Here is a 25,718-nt window from a genome sequence, read left to right as displayed (position 1 = left end):
CAAAATTTTTTGAATGGGTAAAAACATGAAAAAAATGATGATGGCAATGGGTATTGCTTTAGCGGGTTTAACTTCATTGTCACATGCAGATGATTACGGAATCGTTGATCTGGAAAAAGTAGTACAAAATAGTACTTATTTAAAGCAGCAAAATGCCACTCTGGAAAATGACATTAAGCCACAAACTGCACAGATTGCACAGTTTCAAAAAGACCTTACTGTAATCAAGCAAAAAGGTCAGGCTGCAAAAACACCAGCAGAACGTGAAAAAATAGCCAAAGAATTTGAAGGCAAAGCGACTCAACTGGCAAGTGTGCAGCAACAGGTACAGGCAACCGTGCAAACGCGCATGCAAAGTGTAAATAAGGCTTTTGAAGGAAATTTGAAGCGTGCTGCTGAACAATTGCGCCAAGAAAACAAGCTAGATGTGGTTTTAAATAAAAATTCCGTACTTGCTTATGACGCGAAGTATGATTTAACTGATAAAATGATTCAAAAGGTTAATGCAATTAAATAATCGATGAATCATCAAAAACTTCAGTTAGCTGACCTTGCTCGTCTTGTCCAAGGTGAGTATGTAGGTCAGGCAGATTTATGTTTGAGAGGTTTGGCAAGTCTTGAAAATGCAACTTCTCATGACCTTGCATTTGTCAATGCAGATAAATATCTGGAACAGGCAGCTCAGAGTAAGGCGGGCGCTTTAATTGTGACTGCTGAATTAAAAGAGCAGCTAACTTCCCAGCAGAACTTCATTGTCGTAGGCAATCCTTATCTGGCTTTTGCAATTCTGACTCACGTTTTTGAGAAAAAACATACGACTCAGGGAATTGAAAGTACCGCTCAAATTCATCCATCTGCCATCATTGCTGACAGTGCCTATATTGGCCACTATGCCGTAATTGGTGAGAGTTGTGTGGTGGGTGAAAATACCATTATCCAGTCACACGTTCAGATTGACGACCAGGTTGAAATTGGCCGGGACTGTTTTATTGATGCACATGTGACTTTAACAGGTGCTACAAAAATCGGTAATCGTGTTCGGATCCATGCTAATACCGTGATTGGTAGTGAAGGTTTTGGTTTCGCACCTTATCAAGGGAAATGGCATCGAATTGCCCAGTTGGGTTCAGTCCGTATTGCAGATGATGTCCGGATCGGCTCAAACTGTAGTATTGACCGGGGTGCACTGGATGACACAATTCTGGAACAAGGTGTCATTATTGATAATCTTGTGCAAATCGCCCATAACGTCAAGATTGGTGAAAATACTGCGATTGCAGCCAAATGCGGGATTGCCGGTAGTACCACGATTGGCAAAAACTGTATTCTCGCGGGGGCTTGTGGGGTAGCAGGACACCTACATATTACCGATAATGTGACCTTGACAGGAATGTCAATGGTGACAAATAACATTACTGAAGAAGGCACTTATTCTTCAGGCATGGGATTGTTACCAAATCAGCAATGGAAACGCACAGTGGTTCGCTTAAGACAATTAGCAGATGTGCCATTGACCCAGTTGGTAAAACGATTGGATCATATGCAATCTCAAATTGAGTCCATTGAATCAACATTTAAGTTGCGTAAATAATTATGATGACAGAGTCGAATTTGCCTACATTCACGAAGCCTGAATTGCCAATGAATATTCAAAAGATTCGTGAATATTTGCCCCATCGCTATCCATTTCTGCTGGTAGATCGCGTTGTTGATATTACCGAAAATGGCATTGTTGGTTATAAAAACGTCTCAATTAATGAAGAATTTCTGCAGGGGCATTTTCCAAACTATCCAATCATGCCAGGTGTATTGATTGTAGAGGCATTAGCACAGATCTCAGGTATCCTTGGTTTTGTCATGAATAATGAAACTCCAAAAGAAGGTTCATTATTCCTTTTTGCTGGCGCTGAAAAGGTTCGATTTAAAAAACAAGTGGTTGCTGGCGACCAATTAGTACTTAAATCTGAATTAGTGATGCAAAAACGTGGCATTTATAAATATAATTGTATTGCCACAGTAGATGGCATTGTCGCAACAACCGCGGAAATTATGGTTTCCCATCTGAAAGTCGAGCAGGCATGAGCAATAATCCCCTAATTCATCCAACTGCCATCATTGACGCATCTGCAGTAATTGCTGCAGATGTACAGATTGGCCCTTATTGTATTATTGGGCCAAATGTCACGATTGGTGCTGGTACCAAACTGCATTCACATGTCGTGGTGGGTGGTTTCACACGTATTGGTGAACATAATGAAATTTTTCAGTTCGCCAGTGTTGGTGAAGTCTGCCAAGATCTGAAATATGCAGGTGAGGAAACCTGGCTGGAAATTGGTGATTATAACAAGATTCGTGAACACTGCAGTCTGCACCGCGGTACGGTTCAGGACAAAGGCATTACCAAAATTGGCAGTCATAACCTGTTAATGGTAAATACCCATATTGCACATGACTGTATGGTTGGTGATCATAATATTTTCGCAAATAATGTCGGTGTGGCGGGTCACGTACACGTAGGCGATTATGTCGTGATTGGTGGTAACTCAGGTATTCACCAGTTCTGTAAAATTGACTCTTACAGCATGATTGGGGGCGCTTCACTGATTCTGAAAGATGTTCCTGCCTATGTGATGGTATCGGGTAATCCGGCACATGCATTTGCCATGAATGTGGAAGGCATGCGTCGTAAAGGCTGGTCAAAAGACGTGATTAACGGTTTACGTGAATCCTTTAAGCTAATTTATAAATCTGGCTTAACGACTCAGGAAGCCATCGAGAAAATCCGTATCGAGATTCTTCCAGAAGTTTCTGAAGCACAGCGTCTGATTGATTCACTCGAACAATCAAAGCGTGGCATTGTGCGTTAAGTTATAGAAGTGAAGTTGGAATTAAAAAAGACACCTGCGTGGTGTCTTTTTTATTTTGAGGCTTTATATTTTACTTCAAAAATTTAACTTCTTCAGCTTTCGGATAGTTCTTGAGTAGTTTCGCTTTATATTGCGAAGCAAGAGTAGCGTTCTTTTCTACATCCTTACTAATATTATAAAGCTGATAAAGGGCAGTAGAGGCTTTTGCAGAATTCGGATAGCGGTCAACCACGATCAGATAATTCTTCTTTGCTTCATTAAAATTCGGTGGGTCAATCGACAGGTTAAATTCGGCTAACCAGAAGTGAGCATTGCTAATATAGACGCTATTCGGATTATTCTTGATAAAATTCTGCATGGGTGCAATGGCTTTAGCTGCACCACCATTTTTATAGGCATCCAGTGCAATGGTATAAGCCGCTTTTTCCTGCTCACTCGGCTGTTGCGTTGTAGATGCCTGATGAGTGGCTACTGGAGCATTAGAGCTTAAACTGGGAGAAATATCCTGTTGGTTATCCTCCGCGGGAGTATCTTCAGCAGGTTCAATTTTTTGCTGCAACAGTTCAAGACGTTGATCCAGATCTGCATAGCGGTTGGTTAATTCGCTCTTTAATCTCTCGATCTCATTTTCTTGTTCTTCGATTTTTCCTCGTAAACTGCGTAGATCATTTTCAAGCTGCTGGTTTTTTTGCATGAGCTGCCAGCTGGTATTGGTCTGAGGCGCATCTGCACCTGTAGCAGTGGCAGATTGAGTGCTGATATTATTTGATTGAGCACCTTGGCTGAGTCCACGTGATTCGATAGGAATCGCAGCAAAAAGAGAGGTTGTACAGAGTGCAGTGAGGGCACACAATACCTGTTTCTTAAACATCATATAAGTTCCATGATTCTTGGCGAGATTATGTATCCGCAGCTCATTTATTCTAAAAGAGATAACCCGTTTATAGCTTCACATTTAAAACGGCATTTTTAGAAATTGCAACAAGGTTTTACAAAGATCATGTGAATTTCGATATTCATGAATTAATTGTGAAGAATATTAAAAAATCAGCATAATGGGGCATATTGTTTTTAAAATAATCAAACGGATAGCTTATACTGAAAATTTGAAATACAGCCCTTGCAACTTCAATAAAAATCTCTATACTCTGTTCCTGTAATGGTAGCCCTGCCGGTTACTTCGCAATTGTACTCTATGAACCCCGCCAGGACCGGAAGGTAGCAACGGTAGTAGATCTATGATGTGCCGGAGCTTTGCTGGTAGGGTTGCCACCAGATTTATAATTATAAAATTTCTCTATTCTCTCTTTGTTTTTCAATCTTAATCTTCATTGTTTTCTATTCCTTTTAATCTTTACTTTCAATCTTCTATTCAGAGCTGCTTTCGTGGATGCCTATATTGTTTGGAATATTGAAATTCAATCTTTTGAATAAACTATCTTAATTTGAGTTTTTGAAAGCTTTTTGTTGTTCGGGATTAATTGTAAATTAAGGGAAACTATTTAAGCAGGATGGCAAAGAGGAAAATAAAAAAATAGCCTAAGCCTAATTTTCACAAATACAAAAGAATTAATCTTCGGCCTTGCGGCTAATCGCTTTCATGATCGCATCCATTTCAAAACCACGATACATTAGAAAACGGATCTGCTTGGCTTTAAGTTTTGGATCTTTTGTTACTTCTGGACCATATTTTCTAAGTTTCAGTTCATAAGCCTGTTGTACCCAGTCTGTTTCTTTGAGTTCTTCACTGATCAGGGCAGTATCAATTTTTTTGCTTTTCAGCTTCATTTTAATCTGATTGGGACCTTTGCCTTTACGCTTTTGGCTCGACAACATGATTTCAGCGACACGTTGATCACTTTGATAGTTTTCTCGAGATAGCTCTTCAACCAAAGTAATCACTTCATTTCGATCTTCTGCATAAAGCGCCAGTTTCTCAATGAGTTCAGCTTTGGAGTATTCTTTGCGAGTTAGTACAGCAAAGGCATAAGAACGCAAACGGGTGCCGGTTAGACCGGGTTTCTTATGCTCTTTATCGGAGTTACCAAATAAGCTGTCTTCCGGATCAAATTCTGGCAAAGTCTGTGACTCAACAGGTGAAGAAGTGGCTGAGTCTTCAGCATCACCAAACTGCTGTTTAATCGTGTCATAGTCCAAAAGTTTGCTGAATTTTGCGTCTGACATATTGATCTCGATTAAAATATCTATTCCATAATAACAAAAACGCCCCGTAGGGCGCTCTGTTATGACGTTTAAGGATTATGCATCCAGAAAGTCTGCTGGTTCTTCTTCGTCTTTATCTTCGACTACTTTGCCTGTAGTAAGCAGTTGCTCACGGATCAGTTTTTCAATGGTATCCGCTAGCTCTTTGTGTTCTTCAAGATAACGGATGGTATTGTTCTTACCTTGGCCAATCTTGTCGCCTTGATATGAATACCAAGCACCCGCTTTTTGAACGATTTCTTGCTGTACTGCAAGGTCAATCAGTTCACCAAGATGGTTAACACCTTTGCCATACAGAATCTGGAACAGAGCTTCTCTGAATGGAGGCGCCATTTTGTTTTTCACAACTTTGACTTTGGTTTCAGAACCTACAATCTCGTCGCCTTCTTTCACCTGACCGATACGGCGGATATCCAGACGTACAGAAGCATAGAATTTTAGTGCATTACCACCAGTAGTCGTTTCCGGGCTACCGAACATTACACCAATCTTCATACGGATCTGGTTAATGAAGATCACCATACAGTTTGAACGCTTAGCATTACCAGTAATTTTACGCAGTGCCTGGCTCATCAAACGTGCTTGCAGACCCATATGTGAGTCACCCATTTCGCCTTCAATCTCGGCGCGAGGCGTCAATGCCGCAACCGAGTCGACTACGATCAGGTCAATTGCGCCAGAACGTACCAGCATGTCAGCGATTTCAAGTGCCTGTTCACCATTGTCGGGCTGAGAAACCAGCAGGTTATCAATATCTACACCGAGTTTACGGGCATATTGAGGATCAAGCGCGTGCTCGGCATCAATGAATGCACATGTACCGCCAGCTTTTTGACATTCAGCAATTGCTTGCAATGTCATTGTGGTCTTACCTGAAGATTCAGGACCATAAATCTCGATAATACGGCCTTTCGGTAAACCACCAATACCGAGTGCGATATCAAGCGTTAAAGAACCTGTAGATACAGCTTCAACTGCTTGCACGGTATTGTCACCAAGACGCATCACTGTGTTTTTACCAAACTGTTTTTCAATCTGGCTTAAGGCAGCGTTGAGCGCCTTGTTTTTATTCTCATCCATCTTACAACCTCAATACGATGTCACAAACTTAGTACTCAAGTGGATGTCTTACATTAGAGCTTCGTTCCACAGGAATATAGTGACAGAAATTTCCCTTGTATTCTATAAAATCCAGCAGTGTTACGACACATGCTGACGCTTGAATTTAATCATCATTATATGACCAATGTTGATCAAAGTTCTGACTATTTTCATTCTTGAATCGACTGATGTCTCGACGATCTTTTTTGCTTGGTCGATGATCGGGACGCGCTAGATTATGCAACTTTCTTTGCGATGCAATCAATTCCCGGCGAGCGATACTGACTTCAGTTTCTTCATACAGTTTCTGTGCCACTGGTGCAGGACCACGAACATCAGAAAGTTCTTTTACAACCACGGTTTTTTTGTCGATACCTTGCTGAATCGTCAACTCCATACCCACACGGACTTCGCGAGATACTTTTACACGCTCACCATTATGATGGACTTTACCGCCCTCAATAGCATTCTTGGCAATGGAACGGGTTTTAAAAAAACGTGCCGCCCACAGCCATTTATCTATACGCATGCCTACCGCATCTTCGGGTAAAGACGATTTACGCATATTGCTTGTTTACCTCAGACTGATTTAAATGAGTGATTAACTCTGTTAATTGGTGCAGCATCGGGTAATTGCAAGTCTGGCGCGCAACTTTACTGGAAGATGGTTGCTGGATGCAGAACAGGTTCTGGATGCCATAAGCCTTGGCGCCATTCAGGACTTTTTCGGTATCATCAATAAAATAGACCTGCTCAGGATCAAAGGGGTACAAAGCATTCAGACCTTGCCAGAATTCTACAAATTCTTTGGCATGTCCAATGCTTTCCGAGCTGACAATGACATCGAAATAATCTTTGAGATTCAGATGATCCAGTTTAAAGGCCAGGCCGGCACAGTCGGCATTGGTTGCAAGCCAGATCGGATAGCCATTATTTTTAAGATAATCGAGTAATTCCAGGCAATAAGGGCGTAAGCTAACCCTATCTTTATGCTCGATTTGCATGGCCAGAACGTCGACTTCGACTTTAGCCGTCCAGAAGCGAGAAGAGTACCAGTTTAGGGTATGATTATGTTGCTGATAGAATGCATAAAGCGTTTCGCGGCTTTGTTCCAGACTACAGCCATGTGTTTCGGCATAACGGACCGGTAATAACTCGTTCCAGATGAAGTCATCGTAAGCAAGATCAAGTAAAGTTCCGTCCATATCGAAAATTATAGGCGGTTTTTCTGAGCAATTCGACATATAAGGTTTTCTATGTTTAAAGCGACAATAGCACCACAAGATCCGATGATTTTGCAGTTTGTGCCCATTTTGACACAGGCCTATGAAATTTTGCGAGAAGAATATCAGCGTTATTGTTCGGGTGCTGCGTTTGATATTGTCAAGAAAAGTGATGATTCTCCTGTAACGCAGGCAGACTATCGGGTGAATAGTTATTTAACCCAAGCTTTGGCGGAAATCTCGGAATTACCTTTGCTGTCAGAAGAGGGGCGGCAGGATCAGCGTCATGCCTGGACAGACTTCTGGTTGCTTGACCCTCTGGATGGCACCAAAGAGTTTCTGCACCAGCGTCCAGAATTCACGATTAACCTGAGTCTGGTCAGAGGCAGTCTGACTACCTTTGCTATTTTGGCGGTTCCTGCGCAGCAGCTAATTTATTTCTGCCCTGAACAGGGCATGCCTTTAAAATACGATATTCAGGATCAGGCATGGTTTGGCTATGAAGCAGCTACCGATCATCAGGATGTCTTTGTCGGTCTGAGTCAGAGCAGTCAGCAGAAGCCAAAATATATCGAGTATCTGCAAAGTCTGGCTAAACTTAGCGCGTACACCGAGTTCAAGGCAGGAAGTGCCTATAAATTTTGCATGATCCTTGAAGACCGAGTAGATATTTATCCTCGTTTCCATCCAACCTCGGAATGGGATACCAGTGCCGGTCAATGCATGCTCGAGCGGATTGGTGGAGGGTTGGTTGATCTGGAAGGTCGGCCATTCATCTACAACCAGCGCAAGACCTTACTGAATGGCGGGTTTATCGCCTATAAGAATGAAGCTATGAAGGTATTGGCTTTACGGGCACTGGCGGACATGCAAGACAATGATTGAGCTCATAGCCGTTCATGGTATAGTGAGGAAGATTCCGTTGATAGATCAGTTGGCAAGATTGTGGCATTAAAACTGCTTCCACCAAGTATGCTCAGTGCAATAGATTTATTGCCTGATACCAAGACACCTGTGACTCTGTTTACGCGGCATTCTCTGCGTGAAGATATCGCTGGTCAGGGACTGGCAGGTTATGATTTGCAGTTGACGCCGCAAGGACGTGATCTGGCGCAGGAATGGGGCACTTATCTGGTCAATCAGACAGATCGGCATATCCAGCATTGTATATCGAGTCCGATTCAGCGCTGTGTAGATACCGCAGCATTGATGATCGAAGGGGCTGATGCAACGGATAAAGCACCGCATACCCATAAGATTGAAATCGTGGAACAGGGTTTGCTGGTTGAGCCAGGCAGCTTTGTACTGGATATTCAAAAAGCAGGGCCATATTTCAAAAAACAGGGGGCATTGGGCTTTATTAATAGCTTCGTCAATAATGCCTTGCCCGGAATGAAACATCCCATTAATGGCGTAGTGGATGTATTAGAATTAATTTACAACACTCATCCGAAAACGCCGTATGGACTCAGTCTGGCGGTCAGTCATGACACCATTCTGGCAGCGATGATTGCAGTCATGTCTGGGCATCAGGAAGTCAGCCGTGAAGACTGGCCGAAAATGATGGAAGGTTTGTTTGTTTGGTTTGAAGGCGATGTATTTGAGGAATCTAAACTAAAATGGATCTGGCGTGGCAAAGTGCATGAGCTGGATATTTCCCAATTTCAGAATGCCGAATTAAAGGTAAATAAATAATTCAAAGGCTCAATCATTTAGGTTGAGCTTTTTTACATTTATCGTATGAAAGTGAAATAGAGTAACGATGAAATATCACTATGCTGATATTTAAACCAATTTTGGAAGCATAGGAGTCATCATGAAAATAATCACGATTTTAAGTCTGGTCGTTATGTTAGGATTAACTGCCTGTCAGCGTGATACAGACAATGCGCAGCAAGATCAGACCACCACGCCTCATTCTATGGATAAGGATGAATAATTTATTCTGTTTTTATCTAAGTAAAAGATTTCTATGACTAGAATTGGGAATAATCTGGTATTCATCATTCTTTATTGTTGATTTGATATTAAATTTCAGGCACAAAAAAAGCCCTAAAAGGGCTTCTTTTGATTTGCGATTAGTTAGAAGCTAATGCTTTAACTTGCGCGTTCAAACGGCTCTTATGACGAGCTGCTTTATTTTTATGGATGATACCTTTGTCAGCCATACGGTCGATTACTGGAACAGCTTTTTTGTAAGCTTCAGTAGCAACAGCATAGTCGCCAGCAGCAATAGCAGCTACTGTACGTTTAAGATATGTACGAACCATAGAACGCAAGCTTGCGTTGTGTTTGCGTGCTTTAACGTTTTGACGAGCACGTTTTTTTGCTTGAGCAGAGTTTGCCACTCGTGCACTCCTTGAAATAGATTGGTCTGGGCGGGCTGAAACTCAACTGAAAACCACATCAGAAGAACTATCACCAGCCCGTAAACAAGTGCCATATTTTGAGGAAACTATGGGCTTAAGTCAAGTCTTGACATGCTTTGACAACATTTTAGTTGCAGAAAAATTCTAAAGAAAACGTTAGATTAGTATCTAAGCAGGGAGATCGTACAAAAAATGACTAAAACCATTACATATCCTATCGTGATTGGCGCTACAGGCTTGGTCGGAAAGACTTTGGTGCAACAGCTGGTAAATGAACCAAGTTGTAAGCGTATTAGCGTCATCGTGCGTAAACATCAACCAGAATTTGAACAATGGCACAAGGTCAAGCAGGTGGTCGTTGAGGATTTCTTAATGCTCAATGATCAGGATGTCAGTGGCCATACCCATGCCTTTAGCTGTCTGGGTACCACGCTAAAGAAAGCAGGTTCGAAAGAAGCTTTTTATAATACCGATTACACCATCAATGCCCATTTTGCCGAACTGGTGCAGCAAACAGATGCCCATTATCTGTTGATTAGTGCGATGGGTGCCAATTCAAAATCCAGACTGTTCTATAATCGAGTAAAGGGTGAATTAGAGGATTATATCCAGACCTTGTCTCTAGAGCGTATCAGCTTGTTCCGTCCGTCTTTATTGATTGGTGAGCGGGATCATCAGCGTTTACTGGAAGACGCGGCACAGAACCTGTTTGATAAGTTTTCGCATTTCATCCCCGATTCTTTTAAATACAAGCCAGTGACAGCAGAGCAGGTGGCTCATACTATGGTATATGCAGCACTGAATCAGACTGTGAAATTTGAAATTTATGATAATTTAGCCATACAAAAAATGAAATGAGGGTAAAAAACGTGTCCAGCGTACCATTTGTAACTTGTGACCTGCTTGATGACAATCCGGATAAAGACCTGCAGGTAGTCACTCCATGCCTGGATGGCAAATTCTTTAGAAGTTATGGCGCACGTAAAAGCTTTGGCGGCCAGATTGTGACCGTAAAATGCTTTGAAGATAACTCTCGCGTTAAAGAGTTATTGGCGACAGATGGTACAGGCAAAGTCTTAGTCGTTGATGGTGGTGCTTCGATGCGCTGTGCATTAATGGGTGATCTGATTGCTGAATCTGCGGTGAAAAACCACTGGAATGGTGTGATTATTTACGGCTGTGTGCGTGACGTCGATGCGATTGCTGAACTTGATCTTGGTGTACATGCCTTGGCTTCTATTCCTCAAAAGAGCAACCGCAAGGGAATTGGTGAAGTTGATGTGCCGCTTTATTTTGGTGGAGTCACGTTTAAATCGGGCGAGTATGTCTATGCCGATAACAACGGCATTGTACTTTCGCAGGAAAAACTAGTCGATTAATCAGCTATCTGTTTAAACTGACAGAAAGTAATAAAAATCAGCAATACCGTGAAAGTTACTCAAATAGCATACTTTCACGGTTCTTAAAACAAAAAAAGGATAACAATAATGCTCCCACATCAAATCAAGGTTGCTCAAGCACTGGCATCGTCATTTACCCAAGGCGGTCGAGGTATGGTGGGCACGCCGTTTCCAAATCAGCCTGAAAAGCCAATCAAGCTATATGAATTTGAAGGTTCACCATTTTGTCGTCGTGTCCGTGAGGTATTAACCTTGCTCAATCTGGATTATGAAGTTTATCCATGTCCTAAGGGTGGCACCAAATATCGTCCGATTGTAAAACAGTTGGGAGGCAGAACCCGCTTTCCATTTTTAGTAGATGAAAATACGGGTGATCAGATGTATGAGTCACAAGATATTATTCATCACCTGTTCAAGCATTATGGCAAAAATGGCAAGATACCGAGTAAATACGCGCAATATCCTAAAATTCCAGTGGCCGCTTTTGCCGGAACCATCGTGAATGGAGCCCGCGGTGTATGGATCAACAAACAGATTATTGATCGTCCAGCACCTAAACAGTTATTAGAATTATGGGGCTTTGAAGCGAGTCCGTTTACTCGAGTAGTACGTGCTGTTCTAAGCGAGCTGGAAATACCATTCATTTTTCATAACGTCGCGAAGGAACGCTGGCAAGATTATGGACCAGCAAAACTGCGTTTAAAGCCGGGTAAATATGAACCCTTATCGGGGGGTAAACGTGAACAGATACTAAAAGTAATGGGGAACAATATCCAAGTTCCTTATCTGGTTGATCCGAATACCAATACAAAAATGTTTGAGTCTAAAGATATTGTGGAGTATTTGAAGCAGCAATATGGTCCTGAGAAGAAAAGTAAAAAATAAACTGCTACCTAATATTTGGAACATACAAAAATTGCCATCTTAAAATAGATGGCATTTTTATGGTTTATAAATTTGAATTTTCCAAGAACAAGAACTCTGCTTTCAAAATTATTCATACTTAGAGCTACTCACAATAAAGTTAAAAAAACTCATGATTTTTCTTCTTTTTTTGTTTATATTTTAATTTCAATGGGGTGATAAGAATAACGATAAGGGGTGTGCTTATGACAGCACAAGACGCCGTACTACCGGTACCTGTATTAATTGTTGAAGACGAATATGTCATTCAGTGCCGTTTAAAAAATATTTTGAAGGATCTAGGGTATAGCGATGAAGTATTGCTGTTCGCCAATAATGTCAGGGAAGCCGAATATCTTCTGCAACAAGAACCGTTCTGTTTAGCACTGATTGATCTTGGACTGCCAGATGGAAATGGCATTTCCATTATTGAAAAAATACATGAGCTCGGTTCACAAACTTTGATACTCGTCGTATCCGCTTGGAGTACTCAGGACAGCCTGTTAAAAGCAATTAAGGCAGGAGCAACCGGTTATGTACTCAAGGAACGCGATGATACAGAAGTGAGTCTGGCAATTCGTAGTATTTTGCGGGGCGGCGCACCCATTGATCCTTTTATTGCGCGTGAAATTCTCAAGCAGATTTCCAGTTCAGAGCCATCTTCCTCTTTGGAACAGGTCGTACCTGATCCTGAACAGGAAAGCCTGACCCAACGGGAAAAAGAAATTCTTTCATTGGTGGCACAGGGACTTAGCAATCGTGAAATTGCCGATGAACTCTGTGTGTCACGCTATACCGTAGAGAGTCATATTAAGCATATTTACCGCAAACTCTCTGTCAGCAAGCGGACTAAAGCAGTGAGCACCGCCCGGCATTTAGGTATTCTTTAGTGCGAATGCTATCCGTTAGCAAGATGTTTAGACAAGGACTAAGGCTCTTCGCTCTATTGATGATAGGGAGCTGGCTGAGCCTATTCTCTTGCATCAGTCTGGCACAGAATAATTTTCAGATTAATGAGCTTTGTCAGGTGAACATTGAACAGCAACAAAAAGTTCAAGTCCCAAGTCATCTCGAAATTCCGGATGCGGGCTGGCAACCTGTGACATTACCGGATAACTGGAAAAATAACTGGCCGAAATATAATGGGGATGCCTGGTATAAAATTCGCTGGGGTTGGTCTTGTCAGGACAATATACGTCTGGCTGAACCCATTGTTTTTGGGATTGATTATCTGAACTCTGCTGGAGCTGTTTTTCTGAATGATGATCTGCTGTGGTCGGATCAAAATCTGCAAGAACCTTTATCTAAAAGCTGGAATGTACCACGTTACTGGATTTTGCCCATTGCAGGCTTGAAGCAGACAGACAATGAACTGCTGATTTATGTACGGGGTTACAGTTTCCAAGGTGCAGGACTTGGCAGGATTGAATTTCATAATGTCATGGCCAACGACCAGCATTATTCAAAAAAGATCTGGGATCGCCGTACGCTCTTTCAGATTAATATGATTCTATCCGGTACGATTGGAGTCATTAGCCTGATTATCTGGCTATTCCGACGTTCTGAAACCACTTTTGGCTGGCTGGCGCTGAGTTCATTATTGTGGATTTTGTTTATCTCCAATGTATTAACCACAGAGAATTTTCCTTTTCCCTCCAGTATATGGGCCAGTAAAGCCAATCTGATTTTCTTTATCCTTTATATGCACTTCTTCTGCCTGTATTTGATTCGGTTCTTGAAGCAGAAATTTCAGCGTTTGGAGCGGGGACTTATCGGGGTTACTGCTTTATTTAGTGTATTCATCATAGCCAGTTCTTTAGAGCATTTAGAAGCGGTGCTCAGTGTCGCTTTTGTCTCATATGTGCTGCTTTATATTAGTTGCGTCATCTATGTCAGCTACTGGGCCATTAAAACCCGCAATGGGGAATATCTGTTTCTGATGCTTTGTCTGTGGGGAATTTTGCTGTGTGTCATTATAGATCTGATCATTCTGGGTCAAACGGCGGTTAGTGAATTCTCACCTTTATCACCTTATACATCACCGATTATTATTCTGTTTGTTGTGCTAATTATGGGGACACGACTGAATCGTAATATCAAAAAGATCGAAAAATTTAATACGCAGTTAGAATCAAAAGTACGGCAAGTCAGTGCTGATCTAAATAAAAGCTTGAGTGATCAGCATAAGCTGGAACTGGATAATGTGCGTTTGCAGGAACGGATTAATCTGTCACATGAACTGCATGATGGACTGGGTGGCTCGATTGTGCGTTCCATGATTCTGGTGGATCAAAGTACCGAAAATATTTCTAACCGGCAGTTCTTATCTATGCTGAAGCTGCTTAGGGATGACCTGCGTCAAATTATCGATAGCGGTTCTTCTATTGACAATAAAGTGCCTGAAACGCCAGTGATCTGGATTGCGCCAGTACGTTACCGATTTACTCAATTACTGGAAGAAATGGATATCGCCGTAGACTGGTCATTTCCTAAAGTCTGGCAGCGTGAACCTACTGCTTTGCAATGTCTGACCCTGATTCGTGTAGTAGAAGAGAGTCTGACCAATATTATCAAGCATAGCCAGGCGACAAAGGTGAGTGTGAGTATGGAATATACACAGCCACATCAATTGACTTTAAAAATTCAAGACAATGGGGTCGGCTTTAATCCAGAGATGGTGCAGAAAAATGGTATGAGTATTGGCATGCGCAGTATGAAAATGCGCATTGAACGCATGGGTGGAATGCTGGATATTCAGTCTGCGAAAGGTGATACCTGCGTACACGTGGTGATGGAACTCTATCAGCCTTAATCATCTCAAAATTATCCAGACATAAAAAAGAGGATCATATGATCCTCTTTTTTATAGATTTAAATGACCAAGATATAAAAACTTATTCTTCTTCAGCCCGTGGCACTAGCATCAGTACAGAATCATTCAATAGCTCAGCAACATCCTCCAGCATATCTTCGTCAGCGAAACCTTCATCCAGTAAGACACGCTCACCATCAGCAATCTGCTTCAGTTTTGCAGTAAATGCTTCTGAAATACAGATTCCTTCACCATTGGCCCAGAACAAGGTTTCACCGTCTTCTTCTGTATAGAGCAGGCGTGAAGCGGGTTCAAGCATCAGGCTATAGCCCTGATCAAGTGCTTCTTCCAGATCACCTGTGCCAATTTCTTCAGCCTCCGGAATATTCTCTTCATATTTCGGTTCTGACATCAAGCTCATGATGGCGTCTTCAAGCACATTGGAGTTATGCAACTGCTCCATGATTTTGCCTTTCAGATATTCAAGTTCATTGCCTGTGACTTCACCCGCAGCGCTAATTTGATCACGAATAATGTCAGTCAATGGATTGCGTAAGACCTCATTTTCCGAAAATTTATCGCCTACACGGTCCATCATGTCACTGACATTTGGCATACGGAAACCAAAAGAGAAAGTCAGACAGTCATCTTCTGCTACGCCGTAGTGGGAAAGGCCGGGTGGAACATACAGCAAATCACCGGGTGCAAGGACTTCATCAAAATTCACATCCATTTCTGGCAATAATTTTAATGGCTGCCCCGGTACAAGTTCGGTCTCGGCATCACACATTTGCCCCAGTTGCCAGCGGCGATGACCATAGCCTTGAACTAGAAAAACATCATAAAAGTCGAAATGTTGACCGACTGAACCACCTTGAGGCGCATAAGACACCATGATGTCATCACGACGCCATTGAGGGATAAAAGCAAACTTTTTCCAGAGTTCAGACAGGTCGAACGAATAGTGATCCACAGCCTGAACCAGCAAAGTCCAGAGCTTAGGCATCTTCTGGAAGTCAGCTTTTAATAAAGGGGATGTCTTGACCGACCACTGATTTGGATCACGATCTTTCTGCTTGATCAGACGTGCAGTGACATTTTCTTCAAGTGCCAGCTCCATTACATCATCAGGCTCTAGCAGGCCTGCGATTTCAGGCATGGCATTACGTACCAGCAGCGGTTTTTTCTGCCAGTATTCGGCAAGGAATTGTTCAGCGGTAATACCGCCTAAAACGTCTAGAGGTAGGGACATTATTAAGACTGCATAAAAATTTGCAGGTATTTTCTCTTGAGTAAGCTTATGGTGCAAGCTGGATCATGTGAAATAGATTTTTATTGCACCTTAAGAGATGAAATCTAAGCCGTAATACTCTGTCTAAGGGAAATATTATTACAACTTTTGTTACAAATTGGGGAAGTGTGATATATCCCTTAAAAATTAAATTCAAGATTTGAGTTTTTATTTCTGAAAAGAGTTAATCAAAAGGTCTCAGTAAAAATATATTTTTTTAATAAAGTGAAAAAGAATGTAATTAAAAAGTGTGAACTGCATCAATAAATAGGTGAAAAGAATAGTGTGTTTGACATAAAAACAACAATCATACAATTTTGCAACATTGGGGAAATATAGATTGGAAAAATAATGCAAACACTTCAAATTATTAATAAGTTAAGCCGAGAACAAACAAAATTAGAGGCAACTAATGTTCAGCTTGATGCTATTTCAATTGTAAAAGCCAAAATTAATAAGCTCGATGTTGTCGAGTTATTACAAGAGGGCAATACCCTAATTGTGGTCCTTACAAATGGCGAAAGACTGGTCATTGAAAACTTTTATGTCAGTAATGAAGATGGACTCACATCTGACATTGTATTTGAAGAAGACGATGGAGGATTGTACTGGTTTGATCAGGTCGCGAAACAGTACAAGCAGATTCCAGACATCGAAGTATTATTACCTTCATCTTCCGATAGTATGGGGCTTTTACCCTGGATTGCGGGTGGCGCAGCGCTAGTAGGTGGAATTGCAGCTGCCGCTAGCGGTGGCTCTAGTGGTGGAAGCCCATCTAATCCTGGTTCAGAACTTGAATCAAATGTTCCTGTGACTCCGACTGATCCTGTTGATCCTGTTGATCCTGTTGATCCTGTTGATCCTGTTGATCCGGTCGATCCTGTAGATCCTGTAGATCCTGTTGATCCGGTCGATCCTGTAGATCCTGTTGATCCTGTAGATCCTGTTGATCCTGTTGATCCTGTTGATCCTGTTGATCCTGTAGATCCTGTTGATCCTGTTGATCCTGTTGATCCTGTTGATCCTGTAGATCCTGTTGATCCGGTCGATCCAGTAGATCCTGTAGATCCTGTAGATCCTGTAGATCCTGTAGATCCTGTAGATCCTGTTGATCCTGTAGATCCTGTTGATCCTGTAGATCCTGTTGATCCTGTAGATCCTGTAGATCCTGTAGATCCTGTAGATCCTGTAGATCCTGTTGATCCTGTTGATCCTGTTGATCCTGTTGATCCTGTTGATCCGGTCGATCCAGTAGATCCAGTAGATCCTGTAGATCCTGTTGATCCTGTAGATCCTGTAGATCCTGTAGATCCTGTAGATCCTGTAGATCCTGTAGATCCTGTAGATCCTGTAGATCCTGTAGATCCTGTAGATCCTGTAGATCCTGTAGATCCTGTAGATCCTGTAGATCCTGTTGATCCTGTTGATCCTGTTGATCCTGTTGATCCTGTTGATCCTGTTGATCCTGTTGATCCTGTTGACCCTGTAGATCCTATCGATCCAGTAGATCCTATTGACCCGGTTGATCCAATTGATCCTGTAGATCCTGTAGATCCTGTAGATCCTGTAGATCCTGTAGATCCTATCGATCCAGTAGATCCTATTGACCCGGTTGATCCAATTGATCCTGTAGATCCTGTAGATCCTGTAGATCCTGTAGATCCTGTAGATCCTGTAGATCCTGTGGATCCTGTGGATCCTGTGGATCCTGTGGATCCTGTTGATCCCGTTGATCCGATTGATCTAAGTTTAGAGATTTGCCTTTCATTAGAAAGTGGGTATCAACAGCGTCCAGTTATTACTGGTCAAACCAATGCCCAAGATGGAAGTGAAATTATTATTGTTATCAGGGATTCAGCAGATTCAGTACAAATTTTAATAACAACAGCTCAAAACGGTGTGTTTGAAGCACAAGTGCCAGATATTCTTGCAGATGGCCAGTATTGTGTTGAAGCCAGCGTGACAGAAATTGAAAGTGTACGTACTGCCAGTACAAAATCAGCAGCCGAAGTTTATGCTGTAAGTGTAAAGTTGAATCCCTTAGAGGATGGCTTTGATCAATATCCGGCTATCAGTGGTACTACTTCATTAGCTGATGGCACCCCAATTACAGTTGTAGTGACAGATGCTGATAAAAATGTGCAAACACTTGAAGCGATAGCAAATAATGGTTGTTTTGCAGTAGTGGTACCGGTTGCATTGGCAGATGGGCAATATAGCGTACAAGTCAGCGTGACTGAACCTAGTAGTAACCGTACTAGTTGCTCATATACAGAAGCCATTGTAGATAACTTAAATGTATGCCTTGAAGAGCCGGAAAAAAGCGCTGAGCAATACCCGATTTTAAGTGGCTATTCAAATGCGTTAGCCGGTAGTGTAGTTACACTTAAAATAAGTGATGGATCTGGAAATATTCAGAGTCTCACCACGTGTGTGGATGAAGCTGGTCATTTCTGTATTCAGGTTCCGCAAGCACTTAATATTGGTCAATATACAGTACTCGCTACAGTAGTGGATTTAGAAACCCAGCGTCAGGCAGATAGCTTAACTTCATCAAACATTTGGGTATTACCATTAGCAGAAGTTTCAATTGAGCCTATTGCTTTGCTGAAAGATCCAGAAATTACGACTTCAGTAAAAATTAAAGGAAGTATTTCGGGTTCCGCAGGTAGTGAACCTGTCAAAGTTGAAGTGAAAGTCGCTGGGAAAATCTATGAAGCTGTTATTGATGAGGCAGATAATTCATGGAGTGTGGATGTTACAGCAGGACATTTGCGTATGGATACGCAGGTGGAAGTGATTGGTATCGTTAAAGATATTCAGTCTCAATTAGAAAGCCTGCCGTCTTATCCTGTAATTGGAACCATTCCTGTTGAAATTACCTCGGCACAGATTGTGGTTGGTGGTGATGGAGATGATGATATTGTCGGAGGAAGTTCTGAAGATATCCTGGTGGGTGATTTAGGTGGGGTACAAACTTATACTGAAGCCGGTAAAAACTACAATATCGCCATGTTAATTGACCTGTCTGGCAGTATGGCAGATACCATTAGATATAATGGAAAATACATTACCTATGCACAAATGGTGCAAGAAGTGCTCAAACATTTTAGTTCCATTTTAGCCAAGCATGATGGTCTGATTAATTTCAAGATCATGACCTTTAGTTCTACAGATTCTAGGGGGAATAACTATTCAGGCAATCGAAAATCTATCGAAATTTCTGCTCAGAATTTAAAAGATCCGAGCTTATTGCCTAATTTAGAGCTTTGGATAAAGAATCAAATTGTTGCAACGTCAGGGACATTCTTCACTCCATCATCAGGTGGTACAGACTATAATGAAGCGTTCAAGCAGGCAACGGACTGGTTTAATAGCGCAAATATCAAAAATTCAGGCTATGAAAACCAGACTTATTTTATTACGGATGGTGATCCAACAGACAACGTACAAAATAATAAAGCAAACTTTGCAAAGTTAGATCAACTCTCAAAAGTGTTTGCAGCAGGTATTCTTCATCCGAAAGAAGAAACACTTAAGCTATATGACAATACCAATGAACAAGGGGAGAAAGTTGCTATCGGTGAAGGCTCGGTTGCTGTACTGAAAACTCCGCAAGAATTGATGGCTTATATTATTGGAGAGCAACTAGTTACTCAGCTCAATCCGATGGGTCATGACAATATTCATGCAGGTGCCGGTGCTGATGTCATCTTTGCGGACACGATCAATACGGATCACCTAACTTGGGATGAACGTATTTCTCCGCAAGGTTCTGGTTATATTGTGATTGAAGAATACCTGAAATCACAAAAACCTGTAGGTGAGGTATTAACCCAGCAAGAAGTCTATACCTACCTCAAAAAACACTTTAGAGACTTTATCAAGGAAAATGATACCCATGGCGGTAATGATATTATCAAGGCGGGCAGTGGTGATGACATTATTATCGCGGGTGCGGGGAATGACACCATTTATGCTGATCAGGGTAATGACCTGATTTCTTCAGGCTTAGGTGTGGATACTCTGGTCTACGAAGTACTAGATGCAGCGGATGCAACTGCCGGTCATGGTGTAGATACCTGGATCGATTTTAATTTAGCAGGTTCAGGGCAAGACTCTAACTTGCTGGATGTTGATGTTATCCAGTTTGATAAAGAGTTCTTTGATGGTTTGCTGTCTGACCTAAGTAATATCAATGATTATATTACAGTTGAGGATATAGACGGTCATGCAGTGATTCGTGTTGACCGAGATGGATCAGAATCAGAATTTCAGTGCACAGATTTACTGATTCTGGAAAATCAGCAAGGACTCACTTTGCAGCAGCTTTTGTCTGAAAATCAGCTAATTATTGGTTAAGTATTATCATGATTTAAAAAAGCAGTCTTGGGACTGCTTTTTTATTACTTCTTTAAAGGATTAAGGAACTAAAATCTTTAGCTCACGCAGAATATTGCATAGCTGAATCATCGGCATACCCATCAGGGTAGTTTGATCCTGCCCGATCATGGTTTCAAACAGGCTAATCCCAAGACTTTCGCATTTAAAACTACCGGCACAATGCAAGGGCTGTTCGATTTCTACATAACGCTCAATTTCCGCTTGAGACAGTTTGCGGAATTTGACTTTATAATGTTCTACCAGCGTACGTTCAAAACTGGTAGATTTCTGTTGAACGCTGAGCGCCGTACTGAAATACACAATCTTGTCCGAATTGGCCTGCAGCTGGCGAATGGCCTTTTCTATTGTTAAAGGCTTACCCATAAAGATATCTGGTGCGCCTTCACGCCAGGCTACCTGATCAGAACCGATCACAATTGCATCAGGATGTTGCTCAGCGACATGACGAGATTTTTCAAAAGCCAGGCGTTTGGCTAATTCATCCGCATGATTTTCACCTTGGGGTGATTCATCTATGTCCGGGACGACCGATACGTAATCAAGACGTAGACGGTTCATCAGTTCTTTACGGGTCTGGCTTGAAGAAGCCAAGATGATTTTTGCGGTATTCATTAGACAGCGTATTCTTCTAAAATATGGAGAGGAACATAAGCAAGGACAGCTTTGTGACAGGCTTGCAGCTTGATCGGTGGCGCTTGTCCAGCTTCATAAGCTTCTACCCAGCGTGTCACGCAGATACACCAGAAATCACCAGGTTGCAGTCCAGGAAATCCCTGTTCTGGTAATGGTGTAATCAGGTCATTGCCCACTTTCTGGGAAAAATTCAGAAATTCAGAGGTCATCTGTGCACAGACAGTGTGCTGTCCCAGATCGGTAGGTGCGGTATGGCAAAAGCCATTACGGAAATACCCAGTAATGGGATCAAAACAACAGCTTGCCAAAGGCTCGCCTAGAACATTGAGACGGTTAAGATTAGGATCAGGATGTATCGACATAGGTACTGAATCTGGAAGAAGCTTTTTTCTATCATAACAAAACTTTGGCATTCATAATGTTTTCTGCAAAAGATGCTAACCTTTTTCTGCATAATCATTTAAAATCGCCTCGTTTTTAATATCTATAAAGAGAGCTCTACAATGAACTTTCAGCGTATGACTGACCTTGACCTGACGGGTAAACGTGTTCTGATCCGTGAAGATTTAAATGTACCGGTTAAAAATGGTGTAATCACTAGCGATGCGCGTCTACGTGCTGCATTACCAACAATTAAAGCTGCAGTAGAAAAGGGCGCGGCTGTCATGGTGTATTCACACCTTGGTCGTCCAGTTGAAGGTGAGCCGAAGGCTGAACAGTCTCTTGCACCTGTAGCAGCTTATCTGACTGAAGCATTGGGTCAGGAAGTAAAACTTTTCACAGACTATCTAGATGGTGTTGAAGTTCAGCCGGGTCAAGTGGTTTTACTGGAAAACTGCCGTTTCAACGTAGGGGAAAAGAAAAACAATCCTGAACTTGCAGCAAAATATGCAGCCCTTTGTGACGTATTCGTGATGGATGCGTTCGGTACTGCACACCGTGCAGAAGCATCAACTGAAGGTGTCGCTCGTTTAGCTAAAGTAGCAGCAGCAGGTCCTTTATTGGCGGCTGAACTGGATGCATTGGGCCGTGCATTGAAAACACCTGAAAAACCAATGGTTGCGATCGTTGCGGGTTCTAAAGTTTCTACCAAGCTTGATGTTTTGACTTCATTGTCTGACATCTGTGATCAATTGATTGTTGGTGGTGGTATCGCAAATACGTTCCTTGCAGCTGCTGGTTACAATGTAGGTAAATCACTATGTGAAAATGACCTGATCGATACAGCGAAAGCCATTGCCGCAAAAGTTTCAGTTCCACTTCCTACTGATGTTGTGGTTGCTGATGCATCTGAAATCAACTTTGATGACTTCCTGGGTTCATTAGCTGCGGCTAAAGCGACTGTGAAGAAAGTTGAAGACGTTGCTGACAATGACATGATCCTTGACGTTGGTCCAGAAACTGCAAAAGCATTTGCTGAAATCCTGAAAACGTCTAAAACAATTCTTTGGAATGGTCCAGTCGGCGTATTCGAAGTAGATCAGTTCGGTGAAGGTACTAAAGCATTGTCTTTAGCGATTGCGGAATCTGAAGGTTTCTCGATTGCAGGTGGTGGCGATACTTTAGCTGCGATCGATAAATACGAAGTTGCTGACAAAATTGGCTATATCTCTACAGGTGGCGGTGCATTTCTTGAATTCGTTGAAGGCAAAACACTTCCTGCAGTTGCGGTATTGTTAGAGCGTGCTTAATCGCATGTCCTAATGTAAAAAGCTGGCTTGATGCCAGCTTTTTTTATTTTTATAGCTTATTTATTCCAGATCTGTTCATCAATGATTCATTAAAGTGCAATAAAGCTGTCATAAGATGCAGACAATAGAGTATGAAGATGAGATCTTTAGATGAAACAGCACCTCACTTTAGCTGCATTGCTGGCAGCATCTTTTATGTTTACTGCCTGTACCCCACAGAAAAATACACCGGCAGATGACCTAGAAAATACAACAGTGGTAAATGAAGAGACTATTAGTCCGGAGCAACAAGCCGCAATTGATGCGATTGATAAACCGGTTCTGGATGAAAAAAATACAGATGTTCCGGCTGAAATTGCCAATGCACCTGCAGATGCCGCGACTGTAGATGAATCTGTATCAGGTGCTTCCGAGCCTATGACACCATAACTCAGACTATGCAAGTAAAAATCACTGCTTTTGCAGGGATTTTTTATAAAATATTGTATTTTTTGGCTGTATTGCAATAGTTGAACATGTAGAATATGGCCCATTACCTGGGAGGATATTATGGCTCTTATTTCGATGCGCCAGCTCTTGGATCACGCCGGCGAACATGCTTACGGCGTACCAGCGTTTAACGTAAACAACTTAGAACAAATGCGCGCAATCATGCTCGCAGCAGATGCAACGAATTCACCTGTAATCGTGCAGGCATCTGCAGGTGCTCGCAAATATGCAGGTGCACCATTCTTACGTCACCTTATCTTGGCTGCAGTTGAAGAATGGCCACATATTCCAGTGGTAATGCACCAAGATCATGGTACTAGCCCTGACGTATGTCAACGTTCAATCCAGTTAGGCTTTACTTCAGTCATGATGGACGGTTCACTGGGTGAAGATGGTAAAACACCAACTTCATACGAATACAACGTTGATGTGACTCGCCGTACTGTACAAATGGCACATGCATGCGGCGTTTCAGTAGAAGGTGAGATCGGCTGTCTGGGTAGCCTTGAAACAGGTATGGCAGGCGAAGAAGATGGTGTAGGCGCTGAAGGCGTACTTGATCATTCTCAACTGCTAACTTCAGTTGAAGAAGCTCGTCAATTCGTTGCAGATACCAATGTTGACGCATTAGCCATTGCAGTGGGTACTTCACACGGTGCGTACAAGTTTACTCGTCCACCTACAGGCGATATTCTTGCAATTGACCGCATTAAAGAAATTCATGAAGCTCTGCCAAATACTCACCTTGTAATGCATGGTTCTAGCTCTGTGCCGCAAGAATGGCTGGCTGTGATTAATCAGTATGGCGGCGACATCAAAGAAACTTATGGTGTTCCTGTTGAGCAACTGGTTGAAGCGATCAAACACGGTGTTCGTAAAATCAACATCGATACTGACTTGCGTTTAGCTTCTACAGGTGCAATGCGCCGTATGATGGCTGAAAAACCAAGCGAATTCGATCCACGTAAATTCTTCAGCGCAACTGTAGATGCAATGAAGCAAATCTGTATCGACCGTTACGAAGCATTTGGTACTGCAGGCAATGCAGACAAGATTCGTCCAATCTCTTTAGAGAAAATGGTTGAGCGTTATAAATAATTCCTTGTGAATAATTTATAAGAAGAGCCCACAGCGAATGTGGGCTTTTTTATATATATAAATAAAGATGAAGAATAAGAGCAGCATATGGAACTGATTTTTATTGCCGCATTATGTAGTGTTGCAGTCTCGTTACTCTTAAAAATTGCTAAAAATAGAGGCTTGAGCCCTATCCACATGATTAGCTGGAATTATGTTACAGCCAGCATATTGTGTTTTTTCTGGTTCAAGCCAGACATCCAGCATATTTCCATGAGTCAGACTCCATGGCTACTGATTCTGGCCCTCGGTGTTTTATTGCCTAGTGTTTTTCTGTTTCTGGCCAAGTCATTACAAACAGCAGGGATCTTAAAAACTGAAATTGCCCAGCGATTATCGGTTGTACTATCACTGGCTGCTGCTTATTTCATTTTTCAGGAACAATTTAACCAGCTCAAGATGCTGGGTATTGTCTTAGGCATAAGTTCCGTACTGTGCATTCTATTCTCACACCGTCAGACATCACAAAGCTCCAGGCAGGGAATGTTTTTTCTGGGCCTAGTGTGGTTTGGTTATGCGCTGATTGATGTCTTGCTGAAATATACTACCAGCCTTGGTCTACAATTTGCTGTGGCACTGAACTTGATGTTTATCTGTGCCATGATTCTGTCGATGATCTATCTGCTGCTGCAATATCGTCATCTGGGTTCTGGCAAGGATATTGGTTTCGGTCTGTTATTGGGTGCGTTGAACTTTGCCAATATCGCTTTTTACGTCAAAGCCCACATGATGCTCAAAGATACGCCAGCGATTGTATTCGCGGGCATGAATATTCTGGTGGTGATTTTTGGTGTGATTGCAGGTTTGCTCATCTTTAAAGAACGACTCAAACCTGCAAGTACGATCGGGCTGATTCTAGGCGTGATTAGTGTTGTTTGCCTAGCATATGCAATGTCTGTTTAACATAGGAAGATGCAAATTCAAGCGGATAACGTAACAGGTCTTCTTTTTCAGCCAGTCCAAGCAATAAGCCTGCCTGTTTGCAGTCCGGACAATTCGGATAACGATGCTGGGCATTAGCATAGTGATGTAAATAGATCTTATCGCAGTGTTTGCATTCAAATTTTAAAGAGCTGGATGGTAAAACAGACATGGGTACCTCTAATTGTTATTCTAGTTGGATGTTTGGATAATAAAGCAAAAATTAGGCCCGAATTGACAAGAAAAGGGGCACT

Annotated in this window: 27 protein-coding genes and 1 other RNA gene; 18 read left to right on the top strand and 10 right to left on the bottom strand. The window is 42.0% G+C overall.

Going from position 1 to position 25,718, the window contains the following annotated elements:
* Window positions 1–25: 25 nt before the first annotated feature.
* The 4 genes from AC4MCC_RS08525 to lpxA are packed head-to-tail and all read left to right on the top strand — an operon-like array spanning window position 26 to window position 2,867.
* A complete protein-coding gene (locus AC4MCC_RS08525) occupies window positions 26–517 on the top strand; it encodes an OmpH/Skp family outer membrane protein (RefSeq protein WP_491885129.1) in 492 nt (163 codons plus the stop codon).
* Between the two features lie 3 nt (window positions 518–520).
* Window positions 521–1,591 carry a UDP-3-O-(3-hydroxymyristoyl)glucosamine N-acyltransferase gene (gene lpxD, locus AC4MCC_RS08520; RefSeq protein ID WP_491885128.1) on the top strand — a complete coding sequence of 357 codons (1,071 nt, stop codon included), beginning with the start codon at window positions 521–523 and terminating at the stop codon, window positions 1,589–1,591.
* A gap of 5 nt (window positions 1,592–1,596) precedes the next feature.
* A complete protein-coding gene (gene fabZ / locus AC4MCC_RS08515; protein WP_171064833.1) occupies window positions 1,597–2,082 on the top strand; it encodes a 3-hydroxyacyl-ACP dehydratase FabZ in 486 nt (161 codons plus the stop codon).
* Window positions 2,079–2,867 carry an acyl-ACP--UDP-N-acetylglucosamine O-acyltransferase gene (gene lpxA, locus AC4MCC_RS08510; protein WP_312332866.1) on the top strand — a complete coding sequence of 263 codons (789 nt, stop codon included), beginning with the start codon at window positions 2,079–2,081 and terminating at the stop codon, window positions 2,865–2,867. Before fabZ ends, lpxA begins: the two co-directional genes overlap by 4 nt.
* Window positions 2,868–2,937: 70 nt before the next feature.
* On the opposite strand, the gene AC4MCC_RS08505 is transcribed toward lpxA, so the two are convergent.
* A complete protein-coding gene (locus AC4MCC_RS08505; protein ID WP_491885127.1) occupies window positions 2,938–3,741 on the bottom strand; it encodes a YbgF trimerization domain-containing protein in 804 nt (267 codons plus the stop codon).
* A gap of 295 nt (window positions 3,742–4,036) precedes the next feature.
* Here AC4MCC_RS08505 and ffs point away from each other — a divergent pair.
* An RNA gene (gene ffs / locus AC4MCC_RS08500) (signal recognition particle sRNA small type) lies at window positions 4,037–4,133 on the top strand.
* 303 nt (window positions 4,134–4,436) lie between these two features.
* On the opposite strand, the gene AC4MCC_RS08495 is transcribed toward ffs, so the two are convergent.
* From AC4MCC_RS08495 to AC4MCC_RS08480, 4 genes are all read right to left on the bottom strand, one after another.
* Window positions 4,437–5,051, bottom strand: coding sequence for a regulatory protein RecX (locus AC4MCC_RS08495; protein ID WP_491885126.1), 615 nt, complete (start codon window positions 5,049–5,051; stop codon window positions 4,437–4,439).
* A 75-nt stretch (window positions 5,052–5,126) separates the two neighbouring features.
* Complete coding sequence (recA, locus tag AC4MCC_RS08490; protein ID WP_004786150.1) at window positions 5,127–6,170, bottom strand: recombinase RecA; 1,044 nt, start codon at window positions 6,168–6,170, stop codon at window positions 5,127–5,129.
* Between the two features lie 145 nt (window positions 6,171–6,315).
* A complete protein-coding gene (locus AC4MCC_RS08485; RefSeq protein WP_004786147.1) occupies window positions 6,316–6,756 on the bottom strand; it encodes an RNA-binding S4 domain-containing protein in 441 nt (146 codons plus the stop codon).
* Window positions 6,749–7,435 (bottom strand): HAD-IA family hydrolase, encoded by a 687-nt coding sequence (locus AC4MCC_RS08480; RefSeq protein WP_419365721.1) that lies wholly within the window; start codon window positions 7,433–7,435, stop codon window positions 6,749–6,751. Before AC4MCC_RS08480 ends, AC4MCC_RS08485 begins: the two co-directional genes overlap by 8 nt.
* A 12-nt stretch (window positions 7,436–7,447) precedes the next feature.
* Here AC4MCC_RS08480 and AC4MCC_RS08475 point away from each other — a divergent pair, with 12 nt between their 5' ends.
* From AC4MCC_RS08475 to AC4MCC_RS08465, 3 genes are all read left to right on the top strand, one after another.
* Window positions 7,448–8,299: a 3'(2'),5'-bisphosphate nucleotidase CysQ family protein gene (locus AC4MCC_RS08475; RefSeq protein WP_491885125.1), complete on the top strand. Its 852-nt coding sequence runs from the start codon at window positions 7,448–7,450 to the stop codon at window positions 8,297–8,299.
* 60 nt (window positions 8,300–8,359) lie between these two features.
* Window positions 8,360–9,109: a histidine phosphatase family protein gene (locus AC4MCC_RS08470; RefSeq protein ID WP_419365719.1), complete on the top strand. Its 750-nt coding sequence runs from the start codon at window positions 8,360–8,362 to the stop codon at window positions 9,107–9,109.
* A gap of 121 nt (window positions 9,110–9,230) precedes the next feature.
* Window positions 9,231–9,353, top strand: a complete 123-nt coding sequence (locus tag AC4MCC_RS08465) for a hypothetical protein (RefSeq protein WP_004786141.1) — start codon at window positions 9,231–9,233, stop codon at window positions 9,351–9,353.
* Between the two features lie 139 nt (window positions 9,354–9,492).
* On the opposite strand, the gene rpsT is transcribed toward AC4MCC_RS08465, so the two are convergent.
* Window positions 9,493–9,762, bottom strand: a complete 270-nt coding sequence (gene rpsT / locus AC4MCC_RS08460; RefSeq protein ID WP_004786139.1) for a 30S ribosomal protein S20 — start codon at window positions 9,760–9,762, stop codon at window positions 9,493–9,495.
* A gap of 213 nt (window positions 9,763–9,975) precedes the next feature.
* Here rpsT and AC4MCC_RS08455 point away from each other — a divergent pair, with 213 nt between their 5' ends.
* The 5 genes from AC4MCC_RS08455 to AC4MCC_RS08435 all read left to right on the top strand — a co-directional run bounded on the left by AC4MCC_RS08455 (window position 9,976) and on the right by AC4MCC_RS08435 (window position 14,898).
* Complete coding sequence (locus AC4MCC_RS08455) at window positions 9,976–10,641, top strand: Rossmann-fold NAD(P)-binding domain-containing protein (RefSeq protein ID WP_034702612.1); 666 nt, start codon at window positions 9,976–9,978, stop codon at window positions 10,639–10,641.
* Window positions 10,642–10,652: 11 nt separating this feature from the next.
* The gene (rraA, locus tag AC4MCC_RS08450; RefSeq protein WP_180014160.1) at window positions 10,653–11,162 is read left to right on the top strand and encodes a ribonuclease E activity regulator RraA; all 510 of its coding nucleotides are present in this window, start codon (window positions 10,653–10,655) and stop codon (window positions 11,160–11,162) included.
* Between the two features lie 108 nt (window positions 11,163–11,270).
* On the top strand, window positions 11,271–12,068 hold the full coding sequence (locus AC4MCC_RS08445) for a glutathione S-transferase N-terminal domain-containing protein (protein ID WP_419365717.1): 798 nt from the start codon (window positions 11,271–11,273) through the stop codon (window positions 12,066–12,068).
* A gap of 224 nt (window positions 12,069–12,292) precedes the next feature.
* Complete coding sequence (locus AC4MCC_RS08440; protein ID WP_180179341.1) at window positions 12,293–12,976, top strand: response regulator; 684 nt, start codon at window positions 12,293–12,295, stop codon at window positions 12,974–12,976.
* 59 nt (window positions 12,977–13,035) lie between these two features.
* Window positions 13,036–14,898: a sensor histidine kinase gene (locus AC4MCC_RS08435; protein ID WP_491875884.1), complete on the top strand. Its 1,863-nt coding sequence runs from the start codon at window positions 13,036–13,038 to the stop codon at window positions 14,896–14,898.
* Window positions 14,899–14,980: 82 nt separating this feature from the next.
* Here the strand turns inward: AC4MCC_RS08435 and AC4MCC_RS08430 are convergent, their stop codons facing one another.
* Entirely contained in the window at window positions 14,981–16,150 is a 1,170-nt protein-coding gene (locus AC4MCC_RS08430) for a ribosomal protein uL16 3-hydroxylase (RefSeq protein ID WP_419365715.1), read from the bottom strand.
* A 390-nt stretch (window positions 16,151–16,540) separates the two neighbouring features.
* Between AC4MCC_RS08430 and AC4MCC_RS08425 the strand changes: the two genes are divergently transcribed.
* The gene (locus tag AC4MCC_RS08425; RefSeq protein WP_491885124.1) at window positions 16,541–20,551 is read left to right on the top strand and encodes a BapA/Bap/LapF family prefix-like domain-containing protein; all 4,011 of its coding nucleotides are present in this window, start codon (window positions 16,541–16,543) and stop codon (window positions 20,549–20,551) included.
* 60 nt (window positions 20,552–20,611) lie between these two features.
* Here AC4MCC_RS08425 and AC4MCC_RS08420 read toward each other — a convergent pair whose 3' ends face one another.
* Entirely contained in the window at window positions 20,612–21,205 is a 594-nt protein-coding gene (locus tag AC4MCC_RS08420) for a Maf family protein (RefSeq protein ID WP_491885123.1), read from the bottom strand.
* Window positions 21,205–21,588, bottom strand: a complete 384-nt coding sequence (locus AC4MCC_RS08415) for a DUF2237 family protein (RefSeq protein WP_491885122.1) — start codon at window positions 21,586–21,588, stop codon at window positions 21,205–21,207. Before AC4MCC_RS08415 ends, AC4MCC_RS08420 begins: the two co-directional genes overlap by 1 nt.
* Window positions 21,589–21,729: 141 nt before the next feature.
* Between AC4MCC_RS08415 and AC4MCC_RS08410 the strand changes: the two genes are divergently transcribed.
* The 4 genes from AC4MCC_RS08410 (at window position 21,730) to AC4MCC_RS08395 (ending at window position 25,446) form a co-directional block, all read left to right on the top strand.
* Window positions 21,730–22,917: a phosphoglycerate kinase gene (locus tag AC4MCC_RS08410; RefSeq protein WP_034702596.1), complete on the top strand. Its 1,188-nt coding sequence runs from the start codon at window positions 21,730–21,732 to the stop codon at window positions 22,915–22,917.
* Window positions 22,918–23,067: 150 nt separating this feature from the next.
* A complete protein-coding gene (locus AC4MCC_RS08405; protein WP_491880854.1) occupies window positions 23,068–23,346 on the top strand; it encodes a hypothetical protein in 279 nt (92 codons plus the stop codon).
* A 120-nt stretch (window positions 23,347–23,466) separates the two neighbouring features.
* Complete coding sequence (fba, locus tag AC4MCC_RS08400; protein ID WP_104426189.1) at window positions 23,467–24,504, top strand: class II fructose-bisphosphate aldolase; 1,038 nt, start codon at window positions 23,467–23,469, stop codon at window positions 24,502–24,504.
* Between the two features lie 87 nt (window positions 24,505–24,591).
* Window positions 24,592–25,446 carry an EamA family transporter gene (locus AC4MCC_RS08395; protein WP_491885121.1) on the top strand — a complete coding sequence of 285 codons (855 nt, stop codon included), beginning with the start codon at window positions 24,592–24,594 and terminating at the stop codon, window positions 25,444–25,446.
* Here the strand turns inward: AC4MCC_RS08395 and AC4MCC_RS08390 are convergent.
* Window positions 25,409–25,636 carry a hypothetical protein gene (locus AC4MCC_RS08390; RefSeq protein ID WP_491885120.1) on the bottom strand — a complete coding sequence of 76 codons (228 nt, stop codon included), beginning with the start codon at window positions 25,634–25,636 and terminating at the stop codon, window positions 25,409–25,411. The genes AC4MCC_RS08395 and AC4MCC_RS08390 overlap by 38 nt on opposite strands.
* Window positions 25,637–25,718 lie beyond the last annotated feature (82 nt).

Source organism: Acinetobacter sp. CAU_H_56 (assembly GCF_058599425.1).
Note: the sequence above shows the minus strand (reverse complement) of the source record. Positions and strands in the feature narration are given on the sequence as shown.